The 14907-nt window shown below is 63.7% G+C and carries 14 protein-coding genes and 1 pseudogene; 13 read left to right on the top strand and 2 right to left on the bottom strand.

All coding sequences use genetic code 11. From position 1 onward, the window contains the following. Nucleotides 1-2 precede the first annotated feature (2 nt). From HDG37_RS29075 to HDG37_RS29055, 5 genes are read left to right on the top strand one after another with little or no spacing between them, the layout of a single operon-like run. On the top strand, nt 3-956 hold the full coding sequence (locus tag HDG37_RS29075) for a hypothetical protein (RefSeq protein WP_260335112.1): 954 nt from the start codon (nt 3-5) through the stop codon (nt 954-956). Further along, a complete protein-coding gene (locus tag HDG37_RS29070; protein WP_260335123.1) occupies nt 853-2139 on the top strand; it encodes an ImcF-related family protein in 1287 nt (428 codons plus the stop codon). The genes HDG37_RS29075 and HDG37_RS29070 overlap by 104 nt, the downstream gene beginning before the upstream one ends. After that, nucleotides 2136-2861, top strand: coding sequence for a type VI secretion system baseplate subunit TssF (locus tag HDG37_RS29065; protein WP_184053607.1), 726 nt, complete (start codon nt 2136-2138; stop codon nt 2859-2861). Before HDG37_RS29070 ends, HDG37_RS29065 begins: the two co-directional genes overlap by 4 nt. Further along, nucleotides 2861-3376: a type VI secretion system lipoprotein TssJ gene (tssJ, locus tag HDG37_RS29060; protein WP_184053604.1), complete on the top strand. Its 516-nt coding sequence runs from the start codon at nt 2861-2863 to the stop codon at nt 3374-3376. Before HDG37_RS29065 ends, tssJ begins: the two co-directional genes overlap by 1 nt. Continuing rightward, nucleotides 3357-3581: a hypothetical protein gene (locus HDG37_RS29055; protein ID WP_184053601.1), complete on the top strand. Its 225-nt coding sequence runs from the start codon at nt 3357-3359 to the stop codon at nt 3579-3581. Before tssJ ends, HDG37_RS29055 begins: the two co-directional genes overlap by 20 nt. 19 nt (nt 3582-3600) lie before the next feature. Here the strand turns inward: HDG37_RS29055 and HDG37_RS29050 are convergent. Beyond that, nucleotides 3601-4410: pseudogene (locus HDG37_RS29050) on the bottom strand (epoxide hydrolase family protein); the annotation flags it as partial. A 139-nt stretch (nt 4411-4549) separates the two neighbouring features. Between HDG37_RS29050 and HDG37_RS29045 the strand changes: the two are divergent. After that, on the top strand, nt 4550-5164 hold the full coding sequence (locus HDG37_RS29045; protein ID WP_260335111.1) for a DJ-1/PfpI family protein: 615 nt from the start codon (nt 4550-4552) through the stop codon (nt 5162-5164). A 208-nt stretch (nt 5165-5372) separates the two neighbouring features. Next, entirely contained in the window at nt 5373-7844 is a 2472-nt protein-coding gene (locus HDG37_RS29040; protein ID WP_184053598.1) for a glucose/quinate/shikimate family membrane-bound PQQ-dependent dehydrogenase, read from the top strand. Between the two features lie 75 nt (nt 7845-7919). Here the strand turns inward: HDG37_RS29040 and HDG37_RS29035 are convergent, their stop codons facing one another. After that, the gene (locus tag HDG37_RS29035; RefSeq protein ID WP_184053595.1) at nt 7920-8066 is read right to left on the bottom strand and encodes a hypothetical protein; all 147 of its coding nucleotides are present in this window, start codon (nt 8064-8066) and stop codon (nt 7920-7922) included. Between the two features lie 342 nt (nt 8067-8408). Here HDG37_RS29035 and gltS point away from each other — a divergent pair, with 342 nt between their 5' ends. The 6 genes from gltS to HDG37_RS29005 all read left to right on the top strand — a co-directional run. Further along, nucleotides 8409-9611, top strand: a complete 1203-nt coding sequence (gltS, locus tag HDG37_RS29030; protein ID WP_184053592.1) for a sodium/glutamate symporter — start codon at nt 8409-8411, stop codon at nt 9609-9611. Between the two features lie 42 nt (nt 9612-9653). Continuing rightward, complete coding sequence (locus HDG37_RS29025) at nt 9654-10514, top strand: class I SAM-dependent methyltransferase (RefSeq protein WP_184053589.1); 861 nt, start codon at nt 9654-9656, stop codon at nt 10512-10514. Between the two features lie 110 nt (nt 10515-10624). After that, nucleotides 10625-11086, top strand: a complete 462-nt coding sequence (locus HDG37_RS29020; protein WP_184053585.1) for a hypothetical protein — start codon at nt 10625-10627, stop codon at nt 11084-11086. 122 nt (nt 11087-11208) lie between these two features. Then, a complete protein-coding gene (locus tag HDG37_RS29015; protein ID WP_184053582.1) occupies nt 11209-12213 on the top strand; it encodes an AraC family transcriptional regulator in 1005 nt (334 codons plus the stop codon). Between the two features lie 212 nt (nt 12214-12425). Further along, nucleotides 12426-14228, top strand: coding sequence for an acyl-CoA dehydrogenase (locus HDG37_RS29010; RefSeq protein WP_184053579.1), 1803 nt, complete (start codon nt 12426-12428; stop codon nt 14226-14228). Between the two features lie 71 nt (nt 14229-14299). Continuing rightward, the coding region (locus HDG37_RS29005; RefSeq protein ID WP_184053576.1) for an electron transfer flavoprotein subunit beta/FixA family protein at nt 14300-14907 on the top strand (608 nt) is incomplete at its 3' end.

Genomic DNA, 14907 nt, shown 5'->3' with positions numbered 1-14907 from the left:
CCATGATCATCAGCCCTCCATTCCTTCCCGCGTCGGGTCTGACGGCCAGCGACGCGTCGAAACCGGACCCCATGATGGACCTCATCGACCAGTTCGAGATCGGCCATCACGGGGCCTGGCCGGTCACCTTCGACCGGCGTTCTCATTGCGGCATCCATCTGAACCCAGGTGAGCAGACGGAACCTGTCCGCGCGATCGCTGATGGGGATGTTGTTGCGTACCGGGTCTCCAAGAACGCCATCTCGGATGGCACGGTGGACCCGCAAACCGGGCAGCCGGTACTGAATTCGAACACGGGCTTCGTCCTGCTCCGGCACAAGACCGACACGGGCGACGGACGCACGATCACGTATTACTCGCTCTCCATGCACCTGCTGGACATGACCAGCCAGGAGCACATCGTCCCCCAGCCTAACGATCCGCCAGAGACCGGCTCGGCGAATGCGTTGCCCAGATGGCTGCTCGATACGGCAGGGGGCAAGGATGGGGTGGTCCAGACGGGCGGCACGAAGAAGGTGTACCGCAAGGACATGCTTGGCTACGTCGGCCAGCATCAGGGCGTGGCGCATCTGCACTTCGAAGTCTTCATGGCGGACGGCGATTTCACGACCTGGTTCGACAAGGTACAGATCGGGGTGAAAAAACCGGCCCAGCCGACCACGGGCGACTATTGGGGGCACAGCTATTTCGTCATTTCCGGCCCGCAGGAGTTCTATCCGCAGCCAGCGGGCATGGATGAGAAGTGGTTTCCCCGGGTGCCGGGCGGCCCGCTTGGCGCAGGTGACACGCTCTATGTCGAGGCGTGGTTCAACAAGGGGCAGAGGCAAATACGCGGATGCATCGCTCCAGACGCTGCTCAACGGTGCGGACGCGCAGGGGCTATTCAATACGTCCCAGACGGTGCCAGGTATCTACACGCGGGCCGCATGGGACGGCATGATCGCGGACGCGATTGACCGGACCGCGCGCGAGCGGCGCGTCAGCGGCGACTGGGTGCTGACCGGCGCGCAGCCATCGCAGACCATCGGCAATACGCTCGCACAGGGTGCGGTCCGCACCGGTGCCGCGATCGACGAAAAGCGCGCGGCGGAGCAACTGAAGCAGCGCCTGACCGCGCGCTACTTTGCGGAATACACGGCGGCCTGGCAGACCATGCTCAACAGCCTCCAGTGGCAGCCAGCGAAGAACCTGAACGGTGCGATCGACCAGCTCACCCGTCTCGCCGATGCGCAGACCTCGCCGCTGATCGCGCTGATGAGGTCGGTGCAGTATCAGGCGCAGGCGGGACGACCCTCGCAGGCGCTGACCGATACGCTGGTCCGCAAGGCACAAAGCCTGATCGGCAACGACGACGCACAGACACCGACCGTCAGTCCGCTGGACAAATCATTCGGTCCGCTGCTCGCGCTGATGGCCGCACCATTCAACGCGACGATGAGCGGACGCTATCCGTTTTTCGACACGCAGGCTGATGCGTCTTTCGCGGAACTCGGGCGCTTCGTCCGTCCCGACACTGGCCTGGTCGCCCGTTTCATCTCGACGCAACTCGCGGGCGTACTCAAGCTCGAAGGCGATCACTGGACACCGAACGAACTGGCACCACAGGCACTCCAGTTCGATCCGAAGTTCCTTGCAGGCCTGCGCCAGCTCTCGACGGTCGGCGCGCAACTCTACATAAAGGGCGATGCCAACGAGCGCTTCGAGATGATGGCCTTGCCGACGCCAGACGTGACGCGCTCGGAACTGTCGGTGGACGGCAAGCAGATCGTCTACTTTAACCAGCAGGAAAGCTGGACGCCGCTCGCCTGGCCCGGCGATGGCCTGAACGGGCATGCGGGTCTGACGTGGCAGACACTCAATGCGGGCCTGAGGCAGGCGTTCGATTCGACGGGCGACTGGGCATTCCTGCGCCTGCTCGCAAAAGCCGATGTGAAGCAGCTGGACAGTACCCGCTACCAGCTCACGTGGAACGACGCAAATGGCGACCCGTTGCGCTACGTGCTGCGCACCCAGGTCGGAGCCGGTCCGCTCGAACTGCTGAAGCTGCGCGGCTTCCAGATGCCCGAAAGGATTTTTGTTGTCGGCAAGGCTGGTGCCGCACCGATGCTTCCTCCCCTGCCACCGGAATTGCAACCATGACCGCACCCTGGAAGAAAAACCCGACTGAGCACGAGAATCCGTTCCTCAAGTACTACGACGAAGAGATGCGCTACCTGCGCGAGGCAGGCCGCGAGTTTGCGCAGGCGCAGCCTGACGCCGCGCGTCGCATGGGGATGCTCAACGGCGAACCTGAGGGGGCTGTGCGCGCGGTGAACGAAGCCTTTGCATTTCTCTCGGCGCGGCTACGCATGAAGCTCGACGACGGGATGCCCGAGGTGACCGTATCGGACTTCACCGGGATTGCATCGGTGCGCAACCTCACGGCACCGTCCATGCCGCTCTATCCGCCGCGCTATTACCCGGGCTACGACTGGCGCGTATTGGGGCACTTTACGGCGGGTGGCGCGAACGAACTGAACCGGATCCATATGGAGGGCGCACCGGCGCTGCGCGAGACGCTGGAACTCTACGACTGGACGCCAGACGACGGGGTCTCGCGTCGTATCGACGCGATCAGGGAGGTACGTTTCTCCGAGAAGCAGAAGGTGGAGCGGGCATACGTACAACGTATTGCGTGCGCATATGTCGAACTCGATCCGACCGCGTTCGACGGGCCGGGCGATGCTGGGCTATTCGGCGAAGTGCTCAATCACTTTCTGGGGCGCTACGCGAGCCTTCATGTTTCCATGCAACTGGTACTGAGCATCGGTGGCAAGGAGACCGTCTATCCTCGCATCGACTTCGAGGGAGCACCTTTGTGATGAGTGTCTGGATTTTGCGGGGTGCGCTCGGCGTGGGCCTCGCGCTGGCCGTCTCGGCATGCGGGACCTGGCAGTCGGTGAAGGACGGCACCGTGGATGTCACACGCGCGGTGTTCGAGACGAAAGTCAAACAGATGAACCTCGTGGTGACGGCACGCGGCGCACTGAACGAGGATGTGCGTGGCGCGTCGCTTCCGGTTGTGCTGCGCATCTACCAGTTGAAGGACGACAAGCCTTTCGTAACAGCGACCTACGCGCAACTGCTCGCGGGCAACGAGGCGCTGAAGGCCGCGACGCTCTGGAGCCGGGACGTGACGCTGGGGCCGGGGCAGACATTGAAGATCTCGGAGCCGATCGGCGACGCAGTGAACTACGTGGGCGTGGCGGCGTTCTTCCTCGATACGGCCAACACCGAATGGTCCGTGCTCGTGCCGAAATCACAGTGGAAGAAGGCCGATCCAGTGAGGCTGCTGGCAGTGGACCGCACACTGCAAATTGACGCGGAGCATCGATGAGGCTTCTGTACAGCTCGATGGTGGCCGTTACCGCTATCTCGCGCCGGGTGGTAACAGCGTGACCTACGTCGAATACAAGGGCAAGGTCTATGTTGGTGACTTGCTTCAGTCCGGCGATATCCATGACGTTCGGCCTGCCGCGTACAACCGCATTGCCGCCGATTTCATCTCCCAGGAGCAGCAGCGGATCGGACTATCGCAGTAGCCCGCCTGAGGGACACTTAGGCGATTTTCTCCTTGTCGGAAAGTCCGCGCGGCGGCGGATCGCCTGCCTTCAGCCGTTTTGCGATTTCGGGCGGGACAGTCGTTGGCATGTTGACGTGAATGCCGAGCAAGCCCGGCGGCTTTTGCGCGGCCATCTTGTCGGCGATCACCGAGCCCCAGTCTCCGCCCTGCGCGACGTAGTGCTGATAGCCCAACCGCCGCATCAGTTCTTCCCACGCTCGCGCGATGTGATCAGGCGTCCAGTCGGCCGTTGCCGGCTTGCCCGAAAACCCATATCCGGGGATCGATTGCGGAACCAGATCGAACGAATCCTGCGCCTGTCCTCCGTACGCTACCGGGTCAGTCAACGGTCCGATCACCTTGAGCTCTTCGAAGACCGAGCCGGGCCAGCCATGCGTCATGATGAGCGGCAACGCACCGGGATTTTTCGAGCGTACCCAGATGAAGTGAATATCGACGCCGTCGATCGTGGTCACGTACTGCGGCAGCGCGTTGAGCTTCGCTTCAGCGTTGCGCCAGTCGTAGTCGGTGCCCCAATACTGCACGAGCGCCTGCAGCTTCGCGAGCTGCGCGTCTTGCGACCGATCCGTCACCGTCTCCGGTTGCGGCCAGCGCGTCTGCGCGATGCGTTTCTTCAGGTCGGCTAGCTGCGCGTCGGAAAAGTGCGCCGTGAACGGTCGGATCGCCGTGTCGTCCGTCGACGCAGCCGACGTCGCGGGCGCTTCGGCCGCAAGCGCGGTCGCCGGCAAGTTCGCGATGGCGGGAGCCGCCATCAGCGCGGTGACGAGTAGGGATTTGAGGACTTTCATGAGGAGTTCTCCTGACCTGCGATAAGGAAACGGTGACTAGAATGGGAACTGAAAGAGTCGGTCGACCGCTGGTGCGGAAGGATCGTCGAGGGCCGCTTATTCGCGTTCAATCAAATCCGCGCATCCATAGCGCATTTATATGGGCGGCCGCCGAGATCGCAAAGGACGTAGAAACTATGGTTTCAAGACACCACTCAAAGGAATCGCCGTGCCGTCAGTCGCGTTCGTCGTGTTCGATGGGTTTCACGCCATGTCGCTCGCCGCGCAGCCGGTGTTTTCGTTTGCCAATCAGAAATTCGGTGAATCGTTCTACGAAGTACTCACGCTGTCGGAACATGGCGCGCCGGTCAGACCGATCGGTGGTCCCACGGTGATGACCGAACCCTTCGAAGAGCGAACGTTCGACACGGTCCTTTTCACGGGCGGCGATCCGGGCGCGGCGCGGCTGTCCTATGGGCTGCTCGCCTACGCACGTCACAGCGCGGCGACGGCCCGGCGCGTCGCCGCTATTTGCACGGGCGCCTTCGTGCTGGCCGAAGCGGGCCTTCTGGACGGCAAGCGCGCCACCACGCACTGGGTCTATGCGTCCGCGCTGCGGAAGCATTTTCCGCGCATCCGTGTGGAGGAAGACCGGATTTACGCGGTCGACGGTTCGTGCCTATCGCGTTGGAGCGAACGGGCTGGAAGCTCACCGATCATCGCTGTGGCGCAGCATGATTCAATTGACCGTCGCCAACGAAGCGGCATATCTTGAGCATTGCCGACGCTACGCTCTCGACCACCTGGGCCAACAGGTCGGATAGCGAGGTATCGGTTGCATGTCCGCGGCAGGTTCGATCTCATCGCTGCACGCGCGATAACCCGCGAGAAGTCAGGCGCCTGCATCGAACAACAGGACAGACCAGGCCCATCTTTTGCGGTCTGCGCGCGCACGTCGTTCTTGATTAGGGTGGAAGATCATCATGTCGAGACAGCCCGGTTGGTCAGTCGTCATCGGTGCAATCACACTTGTGTTTCTCGCGCTCACTTCGCTTTACCTCGTGATCGGCGGAGCATGGCTGATTGCCGTGGGCGGGTCGTGGTACTACCTGATCACGGGCCTGCTGCTCGCAGTAGTGACGTGGTTGCTTTACCGGCGCAAGCCCGCTGCGCTCGTTCTCTATGCGCTCGTGATGATGGCGACGGCGGTCTGGGCACTGTGGGAGTCCGGCACGGACTTCTGGGCATTGGCTCCGCGCTCCGGGGTGCTGGTCATTTTCGGCGTGTGGCTACTGCTGCTCGTGAGCTGGCGGATGGAGGGCGCACGCGGGCTCGGCATTGGTTCGCTCGTGGTTGCATTGGCTGTCTGGGCGGGCGTGCTCATCTACGCGAACTTCAACGACCCGCAAACGGTCAACGGGAGCTTCAGTGCGGCATCGGCGGCCCCCGCAGAGACCGGTGATAGCGCCGCCGACTGGCCGGCCTACGGGCGCACCCAGGCCGGTACCCGCTATTCCCCGCTGACTCAAATCACGCCTGCAAACGTCAAGGACTTACAGGTCGCGTGGACCTTCCGGACCGGGGATAGCAAAGGCCCCAACGACCCCGTCGAGATTACGGACGAAGTCACGCCGATCAAGATCGGCGAGACCTTGTTTCTATGCTCACCGCATCAGATCCTATGGGCGTTGGATGCGCGGACCGGCAAGTTGAAATGGAAATTCGATCCGCAACTGAAGGCCGATCCGTCGTTCCAGCACGTGACCTGCCGTGGTGTGGCTTACGTCGATCTTTCCGCGGCCGGTCCCGCGCCGACGGCTGATCAGCCCTCGGGCGCATCGGCCGCGGCGCCGGATCAGCAGGCAGCGTCGGCCGCGGCGCCCGCTCAGCAGCAACCAGCGTCTGCGCCCGCTGCGACTGCCGCGACCGCCGGGGCCTGCACGCGCCGCATCTATCTTCCCGTCAACGATGGCCACCTGTATGCGCTCGACGCGGAGACAGGGGCGCTGTGCAAAACCTTTGCCAACGGCGGCGATCTCGATCTCCAGCACAACCAGCCGGTGACGACCCCCGGCATGTATGAGCCGACCTCGCCGCCGGTCATCACGAACGACGTGATCGTCGTCGCGGGCGCGGTCGAGGACAACTATTCGACGCGCGAGCCGTCGGGCGTGATCCGCGGCTTCGATGTGCGTTCCGGCGAACTGCTGTGGGTGTTCGACCCGGGCGCGAAGGACCCGAATCAGAATCCTCCCGCCGGCGGTCACTACACGCTCACGTCCCCGAACTCGTGGGCGCCCGCTGCATACGATCCCAAGCTGGACATCGTCTATCTGCCGATGGGCGTGACCACGCCGGACATCTGGGGCGGCAACCGGACGGCGGAGCAGGAGCGTTTCGCGAGCGGCCTGCTCGCGCTGCACGCGTCGACGGGCAAGCTCGCGTGGTTCTATCAGACGGTCCACCACGACCTGTGGGACATGGACCTGCCATCGCAGCCCACGCTCGCGGACATTACCGACGTCAAGGGCAATACCGTGCCTGTCGTGTATGCGCCGGCCAAAACCGGCAACCTGTTCGTGCTCGACCGGCGCACGGGCGTGCCGGTGGTGCCGGCTCCGGAGCGTCCGGTGCCGCAGGGTGCGGCGCCCGGCGACCATGTTTCGCCTACCCAGCCGTTCTCCGGACTGACCTTCCGGCCATCGAAGGATCTCACCGATGCCGACATGTGGGGCGCCACGATGTACGACCAGCTGGTATGCCGGATCATGTTCCACAAGCTGCGCTATGAAGGCACCTTCACACCTCCATCAGAGCAAGGAACGCTGGTCTTTCCGGGCAATCTCGGCATGTTCGAGTGGGGCGGCATGGCGGTCGACACAGATCGCCAGATTGCGGTCGCCAATCCGATTGCGCTGCCGTTCGTTTCGCGGCTGATTCCGCGTGGCCCGGGCAATCCGATTCAGCCGGTACCGGGCGCGAAAGGTTCGGGGACGGAGACCGGAATTCAGCCGCAATACGGCGTTCCGTTCGGCGTGACACTGAATGCGTTCATGTCGCCGGTCGGTCTTCCTTGCAAGCAACCTGCCTGGGGCTTCATTTCGGCGATCGATCTGAAGACCAACCAGATCGTATGGAAGAAGCGGATCGGAACGGTGCGGGACAGCTCGCCGATTCCGTTGCCGTTCAAGATGGGGATGCCGATGCTCGGCGGCCCGATCATCACGGCGGGCGGCGTGGCGTTCATCGGCGCGACGGCCGACAACTACATTCGCGGCTTCGACGTGAACAACGGCAGGCAGCTCTGGCAGGCGCGTCTGCCCGCCGGCGGGCAGGCAACGCCGATGAGCTATTCGGTCAACGGACGTCAGTTCGTGGTGATTGCGGCAGGCGGTCACGGCTCATTCGGTACGAAGCTCGGCGACTACGTGATTGCCTATGCGTTGCCGCAATAGCAAAGCGGTGAAGCAGGGTGGACGTGCGTGGACTGGACCGCCACGTCCACGCACGGCAATGCGGTCATCTGTTTGTCACTGACTTGCGGCGGACGGCGAACTGCTCGCCGCCGAATCCGCGTTGGCTGTTCCACCCGCCTTATCGGCGGGCTTGCAGCCCGCGCACATCGCGGCGATCGTGATCGCGCTCGCGAGAAGCTGGCGGTAGAGGATTAGTTTCATGACATCTCCTGGTTGGGTGGCATCCGATCAATACTTGCGACGCAATCAGACAGCGCTCGTCGGGCTATCCTGGAGAGCTACGCATCTCCTATTCCCACTACTTTGAATTCACGTCGGTGCGAGAATCTGTCGGTCACTCCGTGTACTGAGAAACCCAATATGGGCTCCGACCTTGCCGGATAAAACCCAAGAAAAATCATACTTTGACTGGACGGATTGGCTAAGATGTCGCAGGGTCGCGCGCGCTCCGGATGACGACAAAGCCTTGCCGCATTCCGATGCGCCTCGGCGTCGCGCCGGGAAAACAGAAAACGTTGTCACGCTCCCGCTCGGAGGCCATTCATGACTATTGGCGTATATGCCACGCTGGTCGCGACGTCGCTCGTGCTGCTGCTCGGCGAAAAGCTCGTGCAGTGGATCGGCGTGCTAAGGACCTATTCGATTCCGGCGCCGGTGGCAGGCGGGCTCATCGTCGCGTTCTGCGTGCTGATCATGCGCCTCACCACCCACGTGCAGGTCAGGTTCGATTCGACGATGCAGGCGCCGCTGATGCTCGCGTTCTTCTCGACGATCGGTCTGAATGCGCATCTATCAAGTTTGAAGGCGGGCGGCCCGGTGTTGATCCGCTTTCTCGCGCTGGTCTGCGGGCTGCTGATCCTGCAGAACGTGGTCGGCTTGCTGCTCGCGTTCGCCCTCGGCGTCGATCCGCTGCTTGGGATTCTCGGCGGCTCGGTCACGTTGTCGGGCGGCCACGGTACCGGCGCCGCGTGGAGCCAGATCTTTACCGAGCGTCACGGACTGGAGTCGGCGACCGAGATCGCGATCGGCTGCGCGACGTTCGGCCTCGTGATGGGCGGCGTGCTCGGCGGTCCGATCGCACGGCTGCTGATGCGGCGGATCAGCGCCGACGAGTTGCTGCGCGTCAAACAGCTAGAGGACGAAACGCTGGTCTTCGAAGAACCGAAGGCGCAGCAGGCCACCACGCCCGCCGCGATCATCACGACGCTCGCGCTGATCTCGATCTGCCTCGCGGGCGGCGAAATGTTTGCCGACTGGATCGCGGACACCGCGTTCGAATTGCCGACGTTCGTCTGCACGCTGTTCATCGGCGTGATCCTGAACAACGTGCTCGCGCTCGTGCGTGTGCGGATCGACCAGCACGCGGTCGCGCTTGTCGGCAACGTCGCGCTCGCGCTCTTTCTCGCGATGGCGCTGATGCGGCTCGACCTATGGGGGCTTGCCGCGCTCGCGGTGCCGATCATCTCGATCCTCGCGGCACAGACGCTGCTGATGGCGCTCTACGCGGTATTCATCACGTTCCCCGCGATGGGCCGCAACTACGACGCGGTCGTGTTGTGCGCGGCGCAATGCGGCCTCGGACTTGGCGCCACGCCGACCGCGATCGCGAACATGCAGGCGATCACGAACCGCTTCGGCCATTCTCATCTCGCGTTCCTGATCGTGCCCTTGACGGGCGCGTTTTTCATGGACATCGTCAACGCGATCGTCATCAAACTGTTTCTCGCGCTGCCGTTTTTCCATTGAGCCGCGGTGGCATTGGCACATCAACCCAAGCGAGCAAATACCATGAGCGATCCACGACACATCGCACCCGACAGTACCGCGGCGCGCGTCGCGTTATGGCGTGCGCTGCACGTGCAGGCCGACGCGCCGCCGCACGTGCTCGAAGACGAAGTCGGCTTGCAGTTGCTGGCACCCGCCGAAGACTGGCGCAGCCGTGGCGATATGGATCCGCGGTTCACGCGGCCGTTTCGCGCGTCGATCGTCGCGCGCGCGCGCTTTATCGAGGATCTGGTCGTCGAGCAGACCGGGCGCGGGGTGGATCAATACGTGATTCTGGGCGCCGGTCTCGACAGCTTCGCGCAACGCCGGCCCGACATTGCGTCGCGGCTCACCGTGTTCGAGGTCGACCCGCCGGGACCGCAAACGTGGAAGCGTCAGCGGCTCGGCGAGCTTGGTTTCGGCCTGCCGGACTGGCTGCGTTTCGTGTCGGTCGACTTCGAAGCGGGCGATAGCTGGCGGCAGCGTCTCGTCGCCGAAGGCTTCGACCAAAGCAGGCCGGCCGTCGTCGTGTCGACCGGCGTCAGCATGTATCTGACGAAAGAGGCGAATGCGGCGACGCTGCGCGAAGTGGCCGGGCTAGCGCGCGGCTCGACGTTCGCGATGACGTTCCTGTTGCCGCTGGAGACGGCGGACCCGGACGTGCGCCCCGGACTCGAAATGGCAGAGAAGGGCGCGCGTGCGAGCGGTACACCGTTCATCAGCTTTTTCATGCCGCAGCAGATGATCGCCATGGCGCGCGAAGCGGGCTTTGACGACGCGCGGCACGTGTCCGCGGCCGATCTGACGCAGCGCTACTTCGCGGCTCGGACGGATGGGCTGCGACCGCCGGGCAATGCGGAGGAATTGCTGGTGGCGAGCACCTAGGGGCGATGACGCCAACCGAAGTTACCAACCCAGCATGTGAGTGGTGAATACGCAATCGCTTTCCCCGCACCGCTATAATCGCGCTCGACCATGGCCTCCGAAGTCTACTCATGAAAAAGATCGCTGCCTTCGCACTCGTCGCATGCGCACTCGCCGCCTGCTCGTCCCCGGAAAAGCAGGCGCAACGCGCCCAGCAGGAGATCCTTCATAGCGAGCCGAACCTTCGCGCCGCGCAACGCGACGCGGTGATCGACTGCACACCGGCGAATTGCGATGCCGCGTGGGCGGCGACGAAACGCTATATCGAGCAGCATTCCGACACGCACGTGATCCGCGCAGACGCGGTCGCGATCGATACCGACGTGCCCGACGATTCGGGCAAAGCCGCTTTCTCAGCGACCCGCGCGAACAGGAGCACGGGCGGCGCGACGCTGTCGCTGTTCGCGCAGTGCCGCGGCATGTATGGGCCCGACAACGCGAAGGGCGACGACTATGACGAGTGCGCCGAGAAGATCCTGAAGATTCAGAACGGCTACGTGCCGTATCTGCGCTCGCACGCATCGGCGCAATAGGCGGCAAGCTACCGGAACCACCGGGCCCCGAACGCGGCACTCGCGTAGCGATTCGCCGAACCCTCGTCACGATGCGGCGGGAGGCGCTATGCTGATGCGTCTTCGCCTCGCGGAACCTTCTCATGCAAGCTCCTGGCGCAACCGTACCGATCTCGCTCGTCAACGGGTTCCTCGGCAGCGTCGGGACCCGGCCGGATATCGTCGACCGGCATCTGTCGGGCGCGAACATTCCGCGCGCGCTTCTGGACCAGCCTGGAGCGCGCGTCACCGAGGAACAGTTCTCCACGCTCTACCGCTCGCTCGCGATCGAACTCGACGATGAGATGCCCGGCGTTTTCTCGCGCCCGCTGCGCAGCGGCGCGCTCAAGTTTCTCTGCCTGAGCCTGCTGGATGCGCCGAATCTCGAATCCGCGATGCACCGGTTCGGCCAGTTCTTCCATCTCGTGCTGGACGACTTCCGCTTCGAGTCGCGCCGCGGCGACCTCGTCGCGAGCCTGGCGCTGCGTCCGGGAAGCACGGGAGCGCAACCCGGCATGCTGGGCCAGGAGCTGATGCTGAAGCTCGCGCATGGGATCGCGTCCTGGCTGATCGGTCAACGGATTGCGTTGTTGCAGGTGCAGTTCGCCTTTCCCCGTCCCGCTCACGCGCTCGAGTATCTTTATTTGTTTCCCGGACCGGCGAAGTTCGATTGCAATCAGACCTCGATGCAGTTCAGCAGTAGCTATTTCGACCTGCCCGTGCGTCAGCGCAAGGCGAACCTGCGCAGGTTTCTCGCTCGCGCGCCGGAAGACTGGATCTTCGTTTCGTTCAGCGAGCAGCTGTTCAGTCATCGCGTGCGGGAACATCTTGCGTCCCGGCTGCCCGACGTCCCGTCCATCGAAGAGGCGGCGGAAGCCCTGCACTGCTCGGTCAGAACGCTGTGCCGTCATCTTGCCGCCGAGGGCACGGCGTTCCAGGTGCTCAAGGACGAATTGCGCCGCGACATCGCGATCCAGCGCCTGACGGGCACGCACGAGCCCATCGCCATCATTGCGGGCGACGTCGGCTTCGGCGACCCCACCGCATTCCACAGAGCGTTCCGTCACTGGACCGGCAGCACCCCGGCGGCCTATCGCCGGGGTGGCTGATCTCGTCATATCGATGCGTCGGCAACACCCGCCGACGCAGTTCCCACGGGGCGCTTACTCCCTCCGACGTGGCCAGAGATGTCAATAGATCGTCCGGTTTGGACAACCGGGCAGGGCCTGTCCGACGCTACGATTCAGCCATACGTTACCCCGGCCGCATCGGTGCCAGACGGGTGACTTTCCCTACGGACTATCTGATCGGAAGAATGGTAATGAGCTACGTCGCGCCTCTCAAAGAAATGTTGTTTGCACTCACGGAACTGGCCGGAATCGACCAACTGGCGGGCTTGCCCGGCTGCGAGGACGCAACCGCCGACACCGCTCGTGCGGTGCTCGAAGAGGCCGCGCGGCTGCACGAAGGCGTGCTCGCGCCGCTGAACGTCGACGGCGACCGCAGCCCGAGCACCTGGAAGGACGGCGTGGTGAGCGCCACGGCCGGTTTCAAGGACGCGTTTCGCCAGTTCAGCGAAGGCGGCTGGCAGGGTTTGCAACATCCGTCTGAATACGGCGGTCAGGATCTGCCCAAGCTGCTGTCGACGCCCTGCATCGAAATGCTCAACGCCGCCAACCTGTCGCTGGGGCTGTGCCCGCTCCTGACCGACGGCGCGATCGAAGCGCTGCTGACGGCGGGTAGCGAGGAGCTGAAGCAGCGCTATGTGCCGAAGATGATCGCAGGTGTTTGGACCGGCACGATGAATCTGACCGAGCCGCAAGCCGGCTCCGACCTCTCGCTCGTGCGCACCCGCGCCGAGCCGCAGGGCGACCACTCGTACCGGATCTTCGGCACGAAGATTTTCATCACCTGGGGCGAGCACGACATGACGGAAAACATCGTGCATCTGGTGCTCGCACGCACGCCGGGCGCGCCTGAAGGCGTGAGAGGCATTTCGCTGTTCGTCGTGCCGAAGTTCCTCGTCAACCAAGACGGCTCGCTCGGCGAGCGCAACGACGTTCACTGCGTATCGATCGAACACAAGCTCGGCATCAAGGCGAGCCCGACCGCCGTGCTGCAGTTCGGCGATCACGGCGGCGCGATCGGGCAGCTCGTCGGCGAGGAGAACCGCGGTCTGGAGTACATGTTCATCATGATGAACGCCGCGCGCTTCGCCGTGGGGGTACAGGGCGTGGCGATCTCGGATCGCGCGTACCAGCAGGCCGTCGCGTATGCGAAGGAGCGCGTGCAGAGCCGTCCCGTGGACGGCTCCGCGAAGCAGTCGGTCGCGATCATCCAGCATCCCGACGTGCGGCGCATGCTCTCGACGATGCGCGCGCTGACCGAAGGCGCACGCGCTCTGGCCTATGTGTCGGCGTCGCATTGCGATCTCGCGCATCGTCATCCGGACGGCGCGACGCGTGCGAATCATCAGGCGATCTACGAATACCTGGTGCCGATCGTGAAGGGCTGGAGCACGGAGATGTCGCTGGAGGTGACGAGTCTCGGCGTGCAGGTGCACGGCGGCATGGGCTTCATCGAGGAAACCGGCGCCGCGCAGTACTACCGCGATGCGCGCATTCTGCCGATCTACGAAGGCACGACGGCGATCCAGGCCAACGACCTCGTCGGCCGCAAGACCATGCGCGACAACGGCGAGGTGGCCGGGATGCTGCTCGCGCAGATCGACGCGACCCTGGCCGCGGTGCAAGCGCACCCCTCGTATGGTTCGAGCGCGGCTTTTCAGGCGATGCATCGTCATCTGTCCGCCGGCCGCGAGGCGTTGTACAGCGCGGTGCGCTACGTGGTCGAGAACGTCAAAAGCGATCCGAATGCGGTGTTCGCCGGCAGTGTGTCCTATCTGATGCTCGCGGGTATCGTGCTCGCGGGTTGGCAAGTCGCACGGTCGCTCGTGCTGGCGGCTGACAAGCGCGACGAAGATCCGTCCTTCCATGACGCGAAGATCGCGACCGCGCATAGCTACGCGACGCAGGTGCTGCCTCGTGCAATCGCGCTCGAAGCGGCGGTTCGCGGTGCTCGCGATGGCGAAGGCGCGCTGGCGCTGCGCGAAGACCAGTTCTGATCGATCAACGGACGTAATGTGTCATTCAAAGCGGTAGGGCTCGGCCCTATCGGTGTGGGAAGGAGAGTGTCGTGAGAGTTCTTGTAGCAGTCAAGCGAGTGGTCGACTACAACGTGAAGGTCCGCGTGAAATCGGACGGTACGGGCGTCGATATCGCGAACGTGAAAATGTCGATGAACCCGTTCGACGAAATCGCGGTTGAAGAAGCGGTGCGTCTGAAGGAAGCGGGCGTCGCGACCGAAGTGATCGCCGTGTCGGCCGGTGTTGCGCAGGCGCAGGAAACGCTGCGCACCGCGCTCGCGATCGGCGCGGATCGCGCGATCCTGATCGAATCGAACGAAGACCTGCAGCCGCTCGCCGTCGCGAAGCTGCTCAAGGCGCTCGTCGACAAGGAGCAGCCGCAACTGGTGATCCTCGGCAAACAGGCGATCGACGACGACTCCAATCAGACCGGCCAGATGCTCGCCGCGCTCGCGAATCTGCCGCAGGCGACGTTCGCGTCGAAGCTTGTCGTGGCGGACGGCAAGGCGACGGTGTCGCGTGAAGTGGACGGCGGCGCGGAAACGCTGTCGCTGACGCTGCCCGCCGTGGTCACGACCGATCTGCGCCTGAACGAGCCGCGTTACGTAACGCTGCCGAACATCATGAAGGCGAAGAAAAAGCCGCTGGAAACGGTCAA

The sequence above is a fragment of the Paraburkholderia sp. MM5384-R2 genome, from assembly GCF_014201025.1.
In the GTDB taxonomy this organism is placed as follows: Bacteria; Pseudomonadota; Gammaproteobacteria; order Burkholderiales; family Burkholderiaceae; genus Paraburkholderia; species Paraburkholderia tuberum.
Note: the sequence above shows the minus strand (reverse complement) of the source record. Positions and strands in the feature narration are given on the sequence as shown.

Excerpts from the sequence above, each read along its gene's own strand:
- HDG37_RS29065 (WP_184053607.1), top strand. The coding sequence starts at position 2,136 with ATGACCGCACCCTGGAAGAAAAACCCGACTGAGCACGAGAATCCGTTC.
- HDG37_RS29015 (WP_184053582.1), top strand. The coding sequence starts at position 11,209 with ATGCAAGCTCCTGGCGCAACCGTACCGATCTCGCTCGTCAACGGGTTC.
- HDG37_RS29045 (WP_260335111.1), top strand. The coding sequence starts at position 4,550 with ATGGGCGGCCGCCGAGATCGCAAAGGACGTAGAAACTATGGTTTCAAG.
- HDG37_RS29010 (WP_184053579.1), top strand. The coding sequence starts at position 12,426 with ATGAGCTACGTCGCGCCTCTCAAAGAAATGTTGTTTGCACTCACGGAA.
- HDG37_RS29075 (WP_260335112.1), top strand. The coding sequence starts at position 3 with ATGATCATCAGCCCTCCATTCCTTCCCGCGTCGGGTCTGACGGCCAGC.
- HDG37_RS29020 (WP_184053585.1), top strand. The coding sequence starts at position 10,625 with ATGAAAAAGATCGCTGCCTTCGCACTCGTCGCATGCGCACTCGCCGCC.
- gltS (WP_184053592.1), top strand. The coding sequence starts at position 8,409 with ATGACTATTGGCGTATATGCCACGCTGGTCGCGACGTCGCTCGTGCTG.
- HDG37_RS29040 (WP_184053598.1), top strand. The coding sequence starts at position 5,373 with ATGTCGAGACAGCCCGGTTGGTCAGTCGTCATCGGTGCAATCACACTT.
- HDG37_RS29025 (WP_184053589.1), top strand. The coding sequence starts at position 9,654 with ATGAGCGATCCACGACACATCGCACCCGACAGTACCGCGGCGCGCGTC.
- tssJ (WP_184053604.1), top strand. The coding sequence starts at position 2,861 with ATGAGTGTCTGGATTTTGCGGGGTGCGCTCGGCGTGGGCCTCGCGCTG.
- HDG37_RS29035 (WP_184053595.1), bottom strand. The coding sequence starts at position 8,066 with ATGAAACTAATCCTCTACCGCCAGCTTCTCGCGAGCGCGATCACGATC.